We start from the raw sequence: 16,981 nt of genomic DNA, 5'->3' as shown, positions 1-16,981 counted from the left end.
CGCGCCAGCGCGCTTCCCACACGCTTCCCACAGCCTTGGTACGTCCCATGACGGATACGCGCTTCCTCGACAGCCTCGGCGGCATTCCCGCCGCCGACTGGGATGCGCTCGTGCCCGGGGGCAACCCCTTCGTTTCGCACGCGTTCCTGCACGGCATGGAGGTGAAGGGCTGCCTGCGCGAGGACTACGGCTGGCGGCCGCACCATCTGGGCATCTTCGAGAACGGCCGGCTGCTCGCCGCAGCCCCCACCTACCTCAAGGGCAATTCGCACGGCGAGTTCGTCTTCGACTGGAGCTGGGCGGCCGCCTGGGAGCGCGCCGGCGGCGATTACTACCCGAAACTGCTCGTTGCCTCGCCCTACTCGCCCGTGCCCGGCCCGCGCCTGCTGGTGCGCGAAGGACCCGAAGCGGAAGTGATGCGCAACCGGCTTACGGCCGCGCTGGTCGACGAGGCCGACCGCCTGGGCCTTTCCTCGGTCCACGCCAATTTCCTGCCCGACACCGACCTGGATGCCTTCGACGATCGCTGGCTGACCCGCTCGGACTACCAGTTCCACTGGCATAACCGCGGCTACGCCGATTTCGACGCGTTCCTGGCCGCGCTGACCGCGAAGAAGCGGAAGAACATCAGGCAGGAGCGCGCGCGGGCCCACGCTGCCGGGCTGACGCTGGAAATGCGCGGCGGCGAGGAATTGTCGGATACCGAGTGGCGGCAGATCCACGCGCTTTACGAGCTCACCTTCGACATGAAGGGCAACCACGCGGCGATGACCGCGCGGTTCTTCCAATACCTCGGGCGCACCCTGGGTCCGAATGTGCAGGTAGCCATCGCACGCGATTCCCACGACATCGTGGCCATGGCGCTGTTCCTGCGTGGCGGCGACACGCTTTATGGGCGTTACTGGGGTGCCAGCGTGGACGTGTCCGGACTGCATTTCGAACTGTGCTATTACCGGGGTATCGAGTACGCCATCCGCGAAGGGCTCGCCCGCTTCGAACCCGGAGCGCAGGGCGAGCACAAGCTGGCCCGCGGGTTCCTGCCCACGCTCACGCATTCGCGCCACTACATCGCCCATGAGGGCTTCCGCCGTGCCGTCGCCGAGGCGCTACGGCAGGAGGCCGCCCATCGCGAGGCCTATCGCGAGGAACTCATGGCCCACTCGCCCTACGCCGACCGATGATCCAGCTGCCGCAACTGCATCGCACGCGCGTCGGCCTGTTTCCGGATCCGGAATCGGCGCTGGCCGAGCCGAACGGGCTGCTGGCCTGGGGCGGCGATCTTTCGCCGGAGCGTCTGTTGGCGGCTTACAGCCAGGGCGTGTTTCCCTGGTTCAATGCGGACGAACCGATCCTGTGGTGGTCGCCCGATCCACGTTGCGTCTTCCGTACGGACGGCGTGCATATCAGCCGGAGCCTGCGCAAGCAGCTGCGCGGTTCGGCATGGCGGGTGACCGCCGATACGTCGTTCAGTCGCGTGATGCGCGCGTGCGCCGCTCCGCGCAACGGCCAGCCCGGCACATGGATCGGCGAAGACATGATCGCCGCTTATGAAGAGCTGCACCGCCTTGGACACGCGCACAGCGTGGAGGTGTGGGATCGCGGCTCGCTGGTGGGCGGCATCTATGGCGTGGCCGTGGGCCGCTTGTTCTGCGGCGAATCCATGTTCAGCGCGCGCTCCGGCGGCTCGAAAGCCGCCCTCGCCGCCCTGTGCGGCCTGTTGCACGACTGGGGCTTCCCGTACCTCGATGCGCAGGTGACCAACGATCACCTGCTTAGCATTGGCGCGATCGAGATACCGCGCCGGGAGTTCGTGACAAAAGCCCGCCAGCTGGCCGCCCTGCCCGGCATCGCAGGCCCGTGGATTCGCCATCCCCTGTCGCTTCCGTTGTAGGAGCGCGCCTTGCGCGCGACATCTTTTGGGGCCGTGAGGAACAGGGCCTGTTGCGTTTCGCGAAAAGCGGTCGCGCGCAAGGCGCGCTCCTACAGGTCGTCGGTCGGTCAGCGCGCCCGGTGGCCGCTCATCTCCGCGCCGGCGTTTCGCGGCAGCAGGGCGGATACCGGTGCTGCCAGCAGCGAGATGAGGCTGATGACGATGAAGGCCACGCTGAAATCGGGCAGCTGCGCGCGGTCGTGCCCATGCAAAGCCACCGACGCATGCAGCGCGGCGGCGGCCACGCAGATGCCCAGCGACAGCATCAGCTGCTGGAACGTCGAATAGAAGCTGGTGGCGCTGGAGAAGCGCTCGCTCGGCACCTCCGCATACGCCACTGTGTTGTATGCGCTGAATTGCAGCGACTGGAAGAAGCCGCTCAGCAGCAGGATGGTGTAGATCGTCCACAACGGCCAGTCGGGGCGGAACGCCGCACACAAGCCGACGCAGATCATCGACAGCACGCCGTTCCACACCAGCGTCGTGCGGAAGCCCCATATCCGCAGCACGGGCGTGGCCGTGGCCTTCATCAGCATCGCGCCGAGCGCGGAGACGAAGGTGACGACGCCGCTGTGCGCAGCCGACAGGCCGAAGCCCAGCTGCATCATCAACGGCAGGAGGAAGGGCATGCCGCCCGCGGTGATGCGGGTGAGCGAACCGGCCACCACCGACAGGCGGAAGGTGGTGAAGCGCATCAGCGACAAGTCCAGGATCGGGTTCTCCACTCGGCGCGCGTGCCACACGTAAAGTGCGCCCGCGACCAGCCCGCAGGCGACCAGCCCGGTGGACCCGAAGAACGACGTGGCGCCATGGCTGGCCATCTCCAGGCCGAACACGAGGCAGGACAGCGAGGCGCCGGAGAGCACGAAACCGGCCTTGTCGAAACGGACCTTGTCCGGAATGCGGATATCCGGGATATAGCGCGAGGCGAGCCACATGCCGGCCAGGCCGATCGGCACGTTGATGTAGAAGATCCAGCGCCACGAGGCCCAGGTGACGATGAAGCCGCCCAGCGGCGGACCCACCACCGGGCCGATCAGCGCGGGCACCAGGAGCCATGACATCGCGGAGACGAGTTCGGACTTGGGCACCGAGCGCAGGAGGACGAGCCGGCCCACCGGCACCATCATGGCGCCGCCGATGCCTTGCAGCAGACGCGACAGGACCAGCAGGGGCAGGCTGCCGGAGACGCCGCAGAGGATCGAACCGACGGTGAACAGCGCTATGGCGGCGCGGAAGACGTTGCGCGAGCCGTAGCGGTCGGCGATCGCGCCGCTGGCTGGGATGAATACGGCGAGGCTGAGCATGTACGAGGTGAGCGCCACGCTCATGTGCAGCGGCGACACGTCGAAGGATTCCGACATGGCCGGAAGCGCCGTGGCCAGGATGGTGCCGTCCAGCTGCTCCATGAACATCGCGCTCGCGATGATCAGGGCGACGGTGCGGAAGCCTGGGGCGGAATTCATCCGAGGACGGGCAACGGGAAGGCGCATAGTTTGCGCCTGCGCGGATCAAAGGTCGAGATCTTCGCAATGGCAGGCACGGGGACGGGCGCGTGCCGGCATCGGGGCCGGACGGCCGGGCGGGAAAGACGGTATCCTCATTCGTAAAAAAATGTGACCTGGAGACTGTCCGATGGTTACCTCGAAGCATCCCGGCGCGCATATCGTCGTCATCGTCGGCGGCGGCGCGGCCGGTATCGAGCTGGCGACGAAACTGGGCAAGCGGCAAGATCTGGAGGTGCTGCTGGTCGACCGCGACGCAAGCCATTTCTGGAAGCCGCGGCTGCATGAACTGGCCGCCGGGCTGCTCGGCGACGGCGAGGAAGCCGTGTCGTATCTCGCGCACGGCCAGGCCCACGGCTACCGCTACGAACCGGGCGCGCTGAGGCAGGTCGACGCGGAAGCGCGCAGCATCGCGCTCGACGAGGTGCGCATGCCGGTGACCGACGAGTTCATCCTCCCACCGCGCTCGCTGCGCTACGACACGCTGGTGCTGGCCTTCGGCAGCCGGGTGAACGACTTCGGCACGCCAGGGGTTCTCGAGTACTGCGACATGCTCGACAGTCCCGCGCAGGCGGTGGCGTTGCGCCGCAAGATCCTGGCACTGGCATTGCGCAGCGCGGGCGATCCGGACCGGCGCATCCGCATCGGGATCGTCGGTGCCGGCGCGACGGGGGTCGAGCTGGCTGCCGAGCTGCACCATGCCTTCAACGACATGCACCGCTACGGCGGCTTGAAGGGTGCGTCGAAACTGGACATTACCCTCATGGACATGGCGGCGCGCGTGCTGCCTGCCGTCGATCCGCGTACGTCGGCCTCTGCGCAGCGCATCCTGGAGGACATGCGTGTGGACGTGCGCGTGGGCGTCGGCGTGGATGCGGTGACGTCCCAAGGCTTCCACCTCTCCGACGGCAACGTCGTGCCCTGCGATATGCGCATCTGGGCCGCGGGCGTCACTGGACATGCCATCGTCGACGCGCTCGGACCGTTCCAGTTGTCCAGGGATCGCCGCATCGTCGTGGACGAGTTCCTGCTCGCGAAAGGCGTGCCGAACGTGTACGCCATGGGCGATTGCGCGTTCGCCGCACTGCCACACGGCGGCACGGTGCCGCCCACCGCGCAGGCGGCCCATCAGCAGGCCAACTATCTTGCCCGCGTGCTGCCCGATGCCATCCGCGGTGAGCCGGTCCGGCCCTTCGTGTACCGTTCGAAGGGAACGCTGGTCTCGCTGGGCGAATACAAGGCCACGGGCGAACTGCCCGCGGTGGTGCCGAAAGGCGGAACGCCCATTCCGATGCGCGGGCTGCTGGCGAAAACCCTCTACGTGTCGCTGCAACACATGCACCGGGTGGCCTTGCATGGGTGGGTCAAGGCGAACGCATTGTGGCTGGCGGACCGCCTGCGCGATACCACCCTGCCCCCCGTCAAACTACATTGACCCATCGTTGTAGGAGCGCGCCTGCGCGCGACATCTTTTCGCGAGACGCAACAGGTCCTGTTGCTCACGGCCCCAAAAGCTGTCGCGCGCAAGGCGCGCTCCTACAACACCGTTATTTCTTCACGGCGTGCTCGAGTGCCTCGAAGTCTTCCTGCGAGAGCTTCAGCGACGCGCCCTTGATGTTCTCCTCGAGGTGATCCGGGCTGCCGGTGCCGGGGATCGGCAGCATCACCGGCGAGCGCTTCAGCAGCCAAGCCAGGGCGACCTGGCTATCGGTGGCGCCGAGCTTCTTCGAGATGGCGGAAAGGACCGAGCCCTCCTTCGCCAGTTCGCCGGCAGCCAGCGGGAACCACGGGATGAATCCGATGCCCTGCTCCGTGCAGTAATCCAGGACCTCTTCGCTCTGGCGGTTGCCCAGGTTGTACAGGTTCTGCACCGTCACGACCTTGAAGAACTTCGACGCGGCCTGGATTTCCTCCACGTTCACCTCGGAAAGGCCGACGTGGCGGATGAGGCCCTCGTTCTGCATGTCGCGGATCACGCCGAACTGCTCGTCGCGCGGCACCTTGGCGTCGATGCGGTGCAGCTGCCACAGGTCGATCCGCTCCACGCCCAGGCGGCGCAGGCTCATCAGCACACACTGGCGCAGGTACTCGGGCCGGCCCACGGGTGCCCAGATGTCGGGCCCATGACGGGTGAGGCCGCCCTTCGTGGCGATCACCAGACCCTTGTAAGGATGCAGGACCTCGCGGATCAGGTCCTCGCTCACGTACGGCCCGTAGCTGTCCGCCGTGTCGATGAGGTTGACGCCAAGGCCTGGCAGCTTCTTCAGGGTCTCGCGCGCCGCCTTCGGGTCCGCCGGGTCGCCCCAGATGCCCTTGCCGGTGATGCGCATGGCGCCAAAGCCGAGGCGATTGACCTCGAGGTCGCCGCCGATCCTGAACGTGCCGCTTGCCGATGCATCGATGCTGCTCATGGTAAGGCTCCGCTGGGTTGGATGAAGATAGTCATATCGACATAGGGACGGAGTCTTGGCGCTACAAGCGCTCGCGGATCCCGTCCAGGAGAAGGTCGATGTCGCCCCGCGCGACCGGCCGGGCCGAGAGCAGGTGCTCCATCCGCTCCACGTCGCGCGCCAGCGCCCGCTCGCCGAGGACGAGCGCGGCGCCCTTCAGGCGGTGCGCTATATGCAGGGCCCGCTCGGGGGCGGCATCCTGCAGGGCCACACGGATGGCGGCGATATCCTCCAGGGCCTCCTCGCGGAACGTCTGTTCGGCGATAGACGTGCCCGGTGCGCCGGCGATGGCGTCACGGAGGCCGTGCAGCGACAGCGGCTTGCCCAGCACCGTATCGATGCCGCTTTCCTCGCAACGGCGGACATGCGCCTCGCCGTCGTTCGCCGAGATGGCGATGAAGCGCGTGCGCCCCGCGCCCGCCGCGACCTCGCGCGCGCGCAATTCGGCGGCGATGTCGTAGCCCTGCATGTCCGGCAGTTCGCAATCCAGCAGCACGCCCGTGAAGCGCCCGGGTACGAAGGCGTCTATCGCCGCCTGTCCATGATCCACCGCATACGTGTCGTAGCCGAGGAACTTCAGCTGCGCGGCTATGATCTGCCGGTTGGCAGGGTGGTCTTCTACCAGCAGGATGATGCCCTTCGGTTCCGGCGTGATGTCGCCGGAGTCGTCGGTGCCGCCCTCTTCGGGTGGCGCCACCGGCACGCGGCTGGTCGGCAGTTCGATGCGTACCGCCGTGCCGGTGCCCGGATCGCTGCTCAGTTCGATCCGGCCGCCGAGCTGGCGCACGATCTCCGCGCAGATGCCGAGGCCGAGGCCGGCGCCGCCCAGGCGCCGGGAGTGCGCGCCATGCGCCTGGGAAAAGGGCCGGAACAGATCGCGCTGCCGTTGGGGAGGCACGCCGATGCCGGTGTCGAACACCTCCAGCACCAGATGACGGACCTCGTCGCCGGCCTCGTTCACCGTCTGCCACAGCGCTATGCCGACGTGGCCGCTGTCGGTGAACTTCACCGCGTTCGACAGCAGGTTCTCCATGAGCTGGCGCACGCGGGTTTCGTCGAGGAGCAACCAGGGCAGCGGCCCCATGGGCAGGTCGAGGCGCGCGGCCAGTCCCTTGTGCTCGATGGCGCTACGCTGGCCGTCGATGACCTCGCGCGCCACGGAAACCACGTCGCACGGGGCGAGATCGGGCGTGAACCCCTCGGTTTCGGAACGGCTGTAATCCAGCGCGCTCTTCAGGAGATTCTGAAGGCTACGGCTGCTCGACTGCGCGATCGCCATGAGGTCCCGCTGCGCGCCGTCCAGCGGCGTGCGCGAGAGCAGGTCGACCGACGAGGCCATCGCGTTCACGGCGTTGCGCACTTCATGGCTCATCACCGCGAGCAGCATGGTTTTCTGGCGCTCGCCGCGCCGCGACGCAAGTTGCGCGCGGCGCAGCTGCCACAGGGCGAAAACCAGGACGACGATCAGGGCGAAGCCAAGCCCGATTTCGATCCGGTACGCCGAGGCCACCTGCGACAAGGTCGGGGCGCGCAGGTAGGCCGTCTCCAGCCAGCGCTCGATCACCGCCCGGTTGTCGTCCGGGCCGATGCTGCGCAGGCTGTCGTCGATGATGTCGAGCAGCTCGGGAGAATCCTTGCGGACCGCCACGCGCACGCTGATGGGCATTTCCGTCACGTTCCCGGCGATGCGCAGGCTCAGCGCGTAGTCGCGCCGCACGATCGGGTGGTAGGCCACGTCCACGCCGATGCCCGCATCGGCGATGCCGCTCTCCACGGCCGCCAGGACCTGGTGGATGTCCAACAGCGGGAGCCGCACGATCGACGGATGCTCGCGGCGCAGCCACGATTCGTACACCCCGCCGCCCTTGAAGGCGACGGTTCGTCCCTCCAGCGCCTGCATGTCCAGCGTGGCCGGGCCGACCGTGCGGCTGATGATAACGGTGCGGCCGACATAGAACGACTTCGATACCAGGGCACGGTCGCCGACGTCGGCCGTGAGCAGGTGATCGCTGAGCGACGGCAGCAGGTCGATGCGTCCTTCGTCGAATGCACGGACGGACTCTTCCCAGGATTTCGTGCGCACGGTGACGAAACGAAGGCCGGTATGCCGGGAGACCAGTTCCAGGTACTGGCTGACGAGCGGGTTGCCCCACTTGCCGCCGATCTCCGAGCCCTGCTGCGGATCCACCGCGATGCGCAGGGTCGGATGCGCGGCGATCCAGCGCCTGCGCGCCCCGGCTTCGGGGTTGGGCGGTTCCGCGGCGGCGACGGCAAAGGCGGACAGCCCGACGAGAACGACGAGAGGGCGTCTCACGCGGTGCCACCATCCAGCGCGAGGATGTATTCGCGGAGCAGGTAGAGTTCGTTGTCTGAGGAAATCCGTAGTTTGCGGAACGCCGCCGACTTCTGTGTGCTGATGGTTTTCAGGCTGCGGCCGGAGCGCGTGGCGATCTGGCCGACGGTGAGGCCTTCCAGCAACTGGCGGATGACTTCCCATTCGCGCGGCGACAGCGCCACCAGGGCCGGCAGCTCGTCCGTGTCGGCTGAACGCTGCGGGAGGTATCCCCGGCCCGTCATGATCGCGTCGATTGCACGGATCACGTCGTCGGGTTCCTGGCTCTTGGCCACGAAGCCGTCGGCACCGGCCTGGCGCAGGCTATGGATCACCAGGCCCTGGTCGTGGGCCGACACCACGAGGATCTTCATCCTCGGATAGGAGGCGCGCAGCTGCTTGATGAGGGCGATACCGTCGATATCGTCGAGAGCGAGGGAGTAGTCGATGATGGCCACATCGACGGGCATGGTGGCCAGCATGGCGCGGAACGGACGGCTGCTCGCATGGCTCCCGACGATCGTGATCGACGGGGATTTCTCCAGGTGCGCGATCAACCCTTTCAGGACGAGCGCATGGTCGTCCAGCAAGGCCACGCGCACAGAGCCAAGATAGGATCGCGCGGACATGAATGGACCAGATAGTAGAGATTGTCGTTCAAATGCCCCACGTTCGTGGGCGATGCGGGACGAACCATATCCCGGCGAGCAGCCCTTGTAAACGTTCTTATTCTAGGGTCCAGGGCGATTTTGGCTGCACGATATCGGCCATTCGTCCACATCCGTAAGCCATACAGGCAATCCCGGCTCCCGTTGCTACGCTTTCGTCGCCCCGCCAGACGGGGTTTTCCGATGCATAGGGGTAAACGCGGGGATGGACATCGAGAGCCGCAGAATAGCCACCGGCGCAGCCGGCGTGGCTGAACCCGTAACGAACGCGCGGCCGTGGACGCCCGCCGCCGGCTTCGTCGAACGGCCGTTGGAGACGGTACGCTTGGGCATTGTCGGACTGGGTTACGTGGGCTTGCCCTTGGCGGTCGAGTTCGGCAAGCGCTATGCCACCCTAGGCTTCGATATCCGTGCCGAACGTATCGATGAGCTGCGCGCCGGGCACGATGCCACCCTGGAGGTGGATGCCGCCGAGCTCGCCGGGGCCGCCCGCCTGCGCTTTTCGTCCAGCCTGGAAGACCTCGCCGGGTGTGACGTCTACATCGTCACGGTTCCTACCCCGATAGACGAGGCGCGGCGCCCCGACCTGACGCCCCTCATCCGCGCCAGCGAGACCTTGGCGAAGGTTCTCAAACCCGGCGACGTGGTCGTCTACGAGTCCACGGTCTATCCGGGCTGCACCGAGGAGGTCTGCGTACCCATCCTCGAACGCGGCTCCGGCCTGGTTTTCAACCAGGACTTCTTCGCGGGGTACAGCCCCGAACGGATCAATCCGGGCGACAAGACCCACCGGGTAAGCAGCATCCTCAAGGTCACCTCCGGGTCCACGCCCGAGGCCGCGGACTTCGTGGATGCGCTGTACCGCTCGGTGATCGCCGCCGGTACCCATCGCGCCAGTTCACTGAAGGTGGCCGAGGCTGCCAAGGTCATCGAGAACACCCAGCGCGACCTCAACATCGCCCTGGTCAACGACCTTGCCATCCTGTTCAACAAGCTCGGCATCGACACGCTCGAAGTGCTCGAGGCCGCCGGCACGAAGTGGAACTTCCTTCCCTTCCGCCCCGGCCTGGTCGGCGGGCACTGCATCAGCGTCGATCCGTATTACCTCACGCACAAGGCGCAGCAGGTCGGCCACCACCCTGACGTGATCCTTGCCGGCCGGCGCACCAACGACAGCATGGGCCCGTACATCGCGGGCGAGCTGGTAAAACTGATGGTGCGGAAAGGCATCAATCCGGTGCATGCGCGCGTGCTGGTGCTCGGGCTCGCCTTCAAGGAGAACTGCCCGGACCTGCGCAATACCCGCGTCGTGGACATCATCGGCGCCCTGGGCAGCTATGGCGTGGCCGTGGACGTGCACGATCCCTGGGTTCGTGCGAGCGAAGCCCGGCACGAATACGACATCGATCCGGTGAGCGAGCCGGTCCGCGGCACCTACGACGCCATCGTGGTGGCCGTGGGCCATCGCGAATTCGTCGCACTGGGCGCGGATGGCATCCGCGCGTTCGGCAAGCCCCTGTCGGTCGTCTACGACGTGAAATACGTGCTGCCTCGCGACGCGGTCGACGGCCGGTTGTAACCATGGATGCCGTATGAAGATCCTGGTCACCGGCACCGCGGGCTTCATCGGCTACCACGTGGCAACCCGCCTCCTGGAGCGCGGCGACGAGGTCGTGGGCGTGGACAACCTGTCCGACTACTACGATGTCGGGCTTAAAAAAGCGCGCCTGTCCCACTTCGAGGACCGGCCCGGCTATACGCACGTGCATGCGGACCTGGCCGATCGCGAGGCCATGGAAGCACTGTTCGAAACGCACCGGCCACAGCGCGTGGTGCACCTTGCCGCACAGGCAGGCGTCCGCTATGCGGCACAGAATCCCCACGTCTACGTATCCAGCAACGTCACCGGCTTCCTGCACGTGCTCGAAGGCTGCCGCCACACCGGCGTGGAGCACCTGCTGTTCGCCTCCACCAGTTCCGTCTATGGCGCCAACACCCGGATGCCGTTTTCGGAGCACCAGCCGACCGAGCACCCGCTGACGCTTTACGCCGCCACGAAGAAAGCCAACGAGCAGATGGCGCATGCATATGCCCACCTCTACGGCCTGCCCTGCACCGGCCTGCGCTTTTTTACCGTTTACGGCCCCTGGGGGCGTCCGGACATGGCGCTGTTCCTGTTCACCAGGGCGATCCTCGCGGGCGAACCGGTGCGTGTGTTCAACCACGGCCGGCACAAGCGCAGCTTCACCTACGTTGACGACGTCGCCGACGGCGTGCTCGCCACGCTGGATAACGTACCCGCGCCGGATCCGCACTGGTCCGGCGAGCGTCCCGACCCGGGCACCAGCGGCGTCGCACCGTACCGGATCTTCAACCTCGGCAACGAGAAGCCGGTGGAGCTGCTTCGCTATATCGAAGTGCTCGAAAAATGTCTCGGCAAGACGGCGCGGCTGGAGATGCTGCCGCTGCAGCCGGGCGATGTCCCCGACACCGAAGCCAACGTCTCCGCCCTCGTCCAGGCGACCGGCCATGCACCAAAGGTGGACGTCCGCGAAGGCGTGAGCCGCTTCGTGGACTGGTACCGGGGGTATTACCGTGCATAAGAAAAACAGCACATCCGCGCGCGGAGACATACCGTGATTATCGACTACCTCGATCCGTCGGCACCCGGCGATCTCCAGGCCGATCTGTGCATCGTCGGCGCGGGTCCGGCCGGCATCGCCATCGCACGCGCCTTCATCGGCTCGTCCTTCACGGTGTGCATGATCGAAGGCGGCGGGCTCGCCGGGGAAGACCGAAGTCAGTCCCTGTACGACGGAGAATCGACGGGCGACCTTCCACTCGACGCGGGCACCTCGCGCATGCGTGTATTCGGGGGCAGCTGCACCTTGTGGGGAGGCGGCTGCATTCCTTTCGCCGACAGCGACCTGGAGGCGCGCGACTGGGTGCCCGACAGCGGCTGGCCGCTTCGCTACGCCGACCTTGCTCCCTGGTACGCCAGGGCGCGCGAGTTCTGCCGGATCGATCCGTCGCATCGTTTCGGCCCTGGCGCCTTCGATGGCCCTTCCCCACGCCGGCCGCTCGACCTCGACCCCCAGGCTCTGGTGAATTTCATCTTCGCGCGCAGCCCGATCACTTTCGGCGAGGCCTATCGCGAAGAACTGGCGCAGGCGGCCAACGTGACCGTGCTGCTGCATGCCAATGTGATGGAACTGGAATCGACCGCCGATGCCGGCACCGTGACGGGTGCGCGCATCGGCGCGCTGGACGGCAGGCGCGGCCGCGTGCGCGCGCGCCATTACGTGCTCGCCGCCGGCGGTATCGAGAACGCCCGCATCCTGCTTCTTTCCGACAGCGTGGCGCCGGCCGGGCTCGGTAACGACCGCGACCTGGTCGGCCGCTACTTCATGGACCACCCCAGCGGCACGATCGGCAGTATCCGCTCGGACGATCCCGACCGGCTCACGCGTCCTTACGAGAGGACCATCGGCAAGGTGCGTGCGCCGTTGTCACCCGAAATCGGTCTTTCATTCGAGGCGCAACGCACGCACCGCAGCCTCAATGCACGCGTCCATCCTTTCCCGGTGGAAGGGCAGGTACCGCGAGGTGTTCGTGCGCTGCGCGATGTAAGGGCAGCATTGCGCCCGCCGCGCCACAACGAAGCCACCCTGCTCGAAGCGCGCTTATGCGCGGCCCTGCAGAACGGTCCTGGCGGCGCAGCCGTAGCCGTGCAGCAGAACCTCGTCGTGAGCGCGATCCGGCTCGGCCTGCACATGGGTGACGTCGTCAAGGCCGTGGCGCAGAAGATCGCCGACCGGCCGACGGTACGCAGCGATCGCGCGGAACTGGTCGGTTTCTTCGAACAGGCGCCGCAGCGCGATAGCCGCGTGACCCTCGGCGATCGCACGGATGCACTCGGCCTCCGCTGCGTGCGCGTCGACTGGCGCCTCAACGACCTCGACCGGCATACCTGGCGCACCATGACGCTGGTCGCGGGCGAACGCCTCGCCGCGGCGTGTAGCGGGCGCTTCGAGCCCGCGCCCTGGGCCATCGGCGAAGCGCCACCGGAAATCCATGGCACGGCGCACCATCTCGGCACCACGCGCATGTCGACGGAGCCATCCGCCGGCGTGGTCGACCCGGACGGCAAGGTGCATGGCATGTCCAACCTGCACATCGCCGGCAGCTCGGTCTTTCCCACGGGTGGATGGGCCTTCCCCACCTTCACCATCGTCGCGCTGAGCCTGCGCCTCGCCGAGCAGCTCCGCGTCCTGCTCGCCTCCGGAGGAGGCCTCGTGTAATGCCCGGCTTCGAACGTGCCATGGCCGAGATGCTCCGTAGCGCCGGCTTCGACGCGCCGCGCGCTGACCAGGCCAGTGTCCTCGTGTTCGACGCGCGCACGATGAGCACCCATGTGGCGGACGCGGGGAACCTCCTGGACCGCCGCGAGCGCACCCGCGCTGCGCGCTTCCGCTTCCAGCGCGACCGCGATACGTACACACTGGCGCATGCGGCATGGCGCGTAGCCCTGGGCACATGCCTCGGCATCGGTCCACGCGACGTTCCGCTGGCGACTACCGAGGACGGCCAGCCACGCCTCGCAGGCACGGCGTTGTCGACCAGCCTCAGCCACAGCGGCGACATGGTCGCCATCACGGTCTGTCCCGCCGCCACGGTGGGCGTGGACATCGAGCAATGGCCCGCGCGGATCGACCTCGAAGCGCTGATGCCCATGTTCTGCACGCGCGAGGAACATGCCGAGCTCGCAGGCCTGGACACCGCGCAAAGGACGCGTTCGCTGCTCGAACTGTGGACGCGCAAGGAAGCCTTGCTGAAGGCTTTCGGTGTCGGGCTGCTGACCGATCCGGCGACCACCCCCGCGCCTTCCACCCATCCCCTGATGCCGCCTCCAGGCGCCCTGCACTATCCGCCGTGCCACACGCGCAACCTGCGTGCCGGCAGAACCTGGATCGCCGCCCTGGCCGCTCCTTCGGCTGTCCGCGACATTCGCCTCCACGTGCTCCAGGAGCACGGCCATTCGGCCTAGCCGTGCGCCGACCGGAAGTGCAATCGACAGCTGTCCCCCCACTACCTAGTCTCTGATGCATCCGCACGCGGGAGGAAGCGTGCATCGAGGGGAACGAACGATGATCCGCCTGTTCAGACAGCCGATCGTGCGCTGGCTCACCCTGCTGGGTACCTGTGAACTGCTGCTCCTCGCGGCCTCGCTCAATGCGGCCACCTGGATCCGTTTCGCCCCGTCACCGGAAGACCTGGCTGCCGTGGCGCCCTCGGTGACGGCGCGGGCAGCGATGTTCGCCATCGTGATCTTCCTCAGCATGGCGGCGCTCGGCGAATACCGGGCCACCTTGCGGATGAGCTGGCGCGGGCAATTGGCGCGGCATGCCATCGCCTTCGCCTTCGGCGGGCTGGCGCTGGTCGTCGGGTATTACGTTATTCCGCAGGCCTATGTCGGCCGCGGCGTGCTCGGCATGGCCCTGGTCATCGCCTTCATCGCCACCGCGGCTTTCCGTGCGCTGTTCATGCGCCTGGTCGAGATGGAATCGCTGAAACGCCGCGTGCTGGTGCTGGGCGCCGGCGAACGTGCCGCGCAGATCCACAACCGCATGCGCCGCCGCTCGGACCGGCGCGGTTTCTGCCTGCTCGGATACGTGCGCGGACCGAACGAAAACGTGGCCATTCCCGAGCATCTGCTGATCCAGCCGGCAAGTTCGCTGGCTGAACTGTCGCGACGGGAAAGACTGGACGAAATCGTGGTGGGCGTGGACGACCGCCGCGGCAACCTGCCGATGGACGACCTGCTCGCCTGCCGCCAGCTCGGCGTGCAGATCACCGACCTCACCACCTTCGTGGAGCGCGAGGCGGGACGCGTGCAGCTGACCATGCTCGATCCGTCGTGGCTGGTGTTTTCCGGCGGCTTCAACGCCACGCCGGTGGCCCTGTTCCTGAAACGCGCCTTCGATCTCACGGCGTCGACGCTGATCGCCCTGCTCTGCTGGCCGATCATGCTCGGCGTGGCGGTGTGCATCCGCATCGAATCCGGGCGCGGCCAGCCCATCCTGTACCGCCAGGAGCGCGTCGGCGAACATGGCCGCACCTTCTGGCTCTACAAGTTCCGCAGCATGCGCACGGACGCGGAAATGGACGGCGTCGCGCGCTGGGCTTCGAGCAACGACGACCGCGTGACCCGCGTGGGCCGGGTCTGCCGCAAGCTTCGCTTCGATGAACTGCCGCAGCTATGGAACGTGATCCGCGGCGACATGAGCATCGTCGGCCCACGGCCGGAACGGCCGCAGTTCGTCTCCGACCTGGAGACCAAGATCCGCTTCTACAGCCTGCGCCACAGCATCAAGCCGGGCCTCGCCGGCTGGGCCCAGTTGAGCTACCCCTACGGCGCTTCCGAAGAGGACGCCGCGGAGAAGCTGAAATACGACCTCTTCTACGTGAAGAACCACAACCTCTTCCTCGACATGGTGATCCTGATCGAGACGGTGGAGGTGGTGCTGTTCGGCCGTGGCGCGCGGTGACTGCGGCTCAGGGCTGCGGGCGGGTCGAACTGACCCGCAAGGCGCGCAGGGGCGAGCTGTACCAGTCGACGAGCGAGCCGTTTTCGAAGCGCACCCAGGAGGGGCCGTACTCCCAGCGGTCGTCGGCCTTGCGCAGCGGTTCGCCCTCCACCGCGACAACCTCCTCGGGGGTCATTCCCAGCGAAAGCATCGACGCCTCGTCCTTTGCGCTTTCGACGGGAACCGAAGCCTCCTGCGCCGCTTCCGCTTCCGGCACCGCCGGTGAGGAAGGCCACGTTGCCCAGACGATGGCGACGACGGCGGAAACCAGTCCGACGAACCACCACCCGCGCAGGTCACGGTTTGGCGGCACGCTTCCCGCCGTGGTCGACTCAGCAGTCGGCTCAACGAACGACGACAGCGGCTCCCCTTCCGTCAGCTCCGCTTGCGCCGGCGGAGCGTCCGCCACGCGAGGCGCCAACGGCGCACCGGGCAGGCGTCCATGGCGCCGATGGAAGTCCATCGCCGCGTTGTATTGCACGGTCAGCCTCTGCAAGCGGGCCGCCGCGATCATGTCGGCGCGTGAGCCCTGGCGCCGGTCTGGATGCCACATCGCCACATTGCGGCGATATGCGCGCTTGAACTCCTCGAGCGAACAGCCGGGCGCGAGGCGAAGCTTGCCGTACAGATCGATGAAGTCGGTTTCGTCAGCCACGAGAAGCTCCCCTGCGGCGGCGCACGTGACGTACCGTCAGGTCCGCGGCCAACTTCCCGAAGCGTGGCTCATGCCTGTCACGCTTACAAGTATCACTTTTGGAGAATCGCCATGCTTCATCGTCCCTTCGCCGCGCTGGCAACGGTGCTGCTATCGGCCCTGCCCGCGGTGACCCTGGCGGGCCCGCCGCCCGCACTCGGCGCGCACGTCTTCCTCGGCCAGGGCGAGGGACTGGGCGTAAGCCCGGCGGTGACCAGCCCCGTCGAAACCCAGGCCACGGGAAGCGTGTTCGTGGCATTCAACGCCGGCTATGCGAGCAACGATGCGACTCCCACCGATCCCTACCGCAATCGTTGGCGCCCGCTCGGTCGCGCCATGACCTATGCGAATTACGGCGAACGTTTCAACGTGAAAGCCTACATAGCCCTCGATGGCAAAGGCGGACCCGGGCATACGGTGTCGATCGCGAAGCGCGGCGAACCCGCCGGAGAGCTTTCGCTGCCGTTCGTCGAAGTGCGCAACGCCACGCGCGTCCAGGCCATGGCACAGTCGTACGCAGACCCTGCCCCTGTGGTCGCCAGTGACGAGATCCACGTCGACGGTCCCGCCACGCTGCTGGCTTTCTGGTGGGGCGACGGTGGCGTGAAGCGGATGACGGTCAACCCCGGCGACGGTTTCCAGGTGATCGATGCCTTTACGACATTGCCCGACGAGAGCGGTGTCCAGGGCGTCGTCGCCTGGCGCGATGTCAAGGAGGCCGGCACCTATCGCGTCCATTGGACGTCGGATCCCGAGCAAGGCGCCGCGCTCTGGCTGATCGCGATCCGCTGAACGTCCGGATCCGGACAGCGTTG

The 16,981-nt window shown here is 67.0% G+C and carries 14 protein-coding genes; 9 read left to right on the top strand and 5 right to left on the bottom strand.

The window, feature by feature from the left end; genetic code table 11:
• Positions 1-47: 47 nt before the first annotated feature.
• Both ACR9ZH_RS00960 and aat read left to right on the top strand, forming a co-directional pair.
• Positions 48-1,181 (top strand): GNAT family N-acetyltransferase, encoded by a 1,134-nt coding sequence (locus ACR9ZH_RS00960; protein WP_481288885.1) that lies wholly within the window; start codon positions 48-50, stop codon positions 1,179-1,181.
• The gene (aat, locus tag ACR9ZH_RS00955; protein WP_481288884.1) at positions 1,178-1,891 is read left to right on the top strand and encodes a leucyl/phenylalanyl-tRNA--protein transferase; all 714 of its coding nucleotides are present in this window, start codon (positions 1,178-1,180) and stop codon (positions 1,889-1,891) included. The genes ACR9ZH_RS00960 and aat overlap by 4 nt, the downstream gene beginning before the upstream one ends.
• A gap of 107 nt (positions 1,892-1,998) precedes the next feature.
• On the opposite strand, the gene ACR9ZH_RS00950 is transcribed toward aat, so the two are convergent.
• Positions 1,999-3,396 (bottom strand): MFS transporter, encoded by a 1,398-nt coding sequence (locus ACR9ZH_RS00950; RefSeq protein ID WP_481288883.1) that lies wholly within the window; start codon positions 3,394-3,396, stop codon positions 1,999-2,001.
• A gap of 169 nt (positions 3,397-3,565) precedes the next feature.
• Between ACR9ZH_RS00950 and ACR9ZH_RS00945 the strand changes: the two genes are divergently transcribed.
• The gene (locus ACR9ZH_RS00945; protein ID WP_481288882.1) at positions 3,566-4,870 is read left to right on the top strand and encodes an NAD(P)/FAD-dependent oxidoreductase; all 1,305 of its coding nucleotides are present in this window, start codon (positions 3,566-3,568) and stop codon (positions 4,868-4,870) included.
• A gap of 112 nt (positions 4,871-4,982) precedes the next feature.
• Here ACR9ZH_RS00945 and ACR9ZH_RS00940 read toward each other — a convergent pair whose 3' ends face one another.
• The 3 genes from ACR9ZH_RS00940 to ACR9ZH_RS00930 all read right to left on the bottom strand — a co-directional run bounded on the left by ACR9ZH_RS00940 (position 4,983) and on the right by ACR9ZH_RS00930 (position 8,846).
• Positions 4,983-5,846: an aldo/keto reductase gene (locus ACR9ZH_RS00940; RefSeq protein WP_481288881.1), complete on the bottom strand. Its 864-nt coding sequence runs from the start codon at positions 5,844-5,846 to the stop codon at positions 4,983-4,985.
• 61 nt (positions 5,847-5,907) lie between these two features.
• Complete coding sequence (locus ACR9ZH_RS00935; RefSeq protein ID WP_481288880.1) at positions 5,908-8,199, bottom strand: ATP-binding protein; 2,292 nt, start codon at positions 8,197-8,199, stop codon at positions 5,908-5,910.
• Positions 8,196-8,846 (bottom strand): response regulator, encoded by a 651-nt coding sequence (locus tag ACR9ZH_RS00930; protein WP_481288879.1) that lies wholly within the window; start codon positions 8,844-8,846, stop codon positions 8,196-8,198. The genes ACR9ZH_RS00935 and ACR9ZH_RS00930 overlap by 4 nt, the downstream gene beginning before the upstream one ends.
• Before the next feature lie 349 nt (positions 8,847-9,195).
• On the opposite strand from ACR9ZH_RS00930, the gene tviB reads away from it, so the two are divergent.
• The 5 genes from tviB (at position 9,196) to ACR9ZH_RS00905 (ending at position 15,433) form a co-directional block, all read left to right on the top strand.
• A complete protein-coding gene (gene tviB, locus ACR9ZH_RS00925) occupies positions 9,196-10,464 on the top strand; it encodes a Vi polysaccharide biosynthesis UDP-N-acetylglucosamine C-6 dehydrogenase TviB (protein WP_481289025.1) in 1,269 nt (422 codons plus the stop codon).
• Between the two features lie 13 nt (positions 10,465-10,477).
• The gene (locus ACR9ZH_RS00920; RefSeq protein WP_481288878.1) at positions 10,478-11,488 is read left to right on the top strand and encodes an NAD-dependent epimerase; all 1,011 of its coding nucleotides are present in this window, start codon (positions 10,478-10,480) and stop codon (positions 11,486-11,488) included.
• 33 nt (positions 11,489-11,521) lie between these two features.
• Positions 11,522-13,186 (top strand): GMC oxidoreductase, encoded by a 1,665-nt coding sequence (locus tag ACR9ZH_RS00915; RefSeq protein WP_481288877.1) that lies wholly within the window; start codon positions 11,522-11,524, stop codon positions 13,184-13,186.
• Entirely contained in the window at positions 13,186-13,932 is a 747-nt protein-coding gene (locus ACR9ZH_RS00910) for a 4'-phosphopantetheinyl transferase family protein (RefSeq protein WP_481288876.1), read from the top strand. Before ACR9ZH_RS00915 ends, ACR9ZH_RS00910 begins: the two co-directional genes overlap by 1 nt.
• Before the next feature lie 100 nt (positions 13,933-14,032).
• Positions 14,033-15,433: a TIGR03013 family XrtA/PEP-CTERM system glycosyltransferase gene (locus ACR9ZH_RS00905; protein WP_481288875.1), complete on the top strand. Its 1,401-nt coding sequence runs from the start codon at positions 14,033-14,035 to the stop codon at positions 15,431-15,433.
• Between the two features lie 7 nt (positions 15,434-15,440).
• Here the strand turns inward: ACR9ZH_RS00905 and ACR9ZH_RS00900 are convergent, their stop codons facing one another.
• Complete coding sequence (locus ACR9ZH_RS00900; protein WP_481288874.1) at positions 15,441-16,127, bottom strand: J domain-containing protein; 687 nt, start codon at positions 16,125-16,127, stop codon at positions 15,441-15,443.
• 111 nt (positions 16,128-16,238) lie between these two features.
• Here ACR9ZH_RS00900 and ACR9ZH_RS00895 point away from each other — a divergent pair, with 111 nt between their 5' ends.
• Positions 16,239-16,958: a hypothetical protein gene (locus tag ACR9ZH_RS00895; RefSeq protein WP_481288873.1), complete on the top strand. Its 720-nt coding sequence runs from the start codon at positions 16,239-16,241 to the stop codon at positions 16,956-16,958.
• Positions 16,959-16,981 lie beyond the last annotated feature (23 nt).

It is taken from the genome of Luteibacter sp. SVR4-7G, assembly GCF_056755555.1.
Note: the sequence above shows the minus strand (reverse complement) of the source record. Positions and strands in the feature narration are given on the sequence as shown.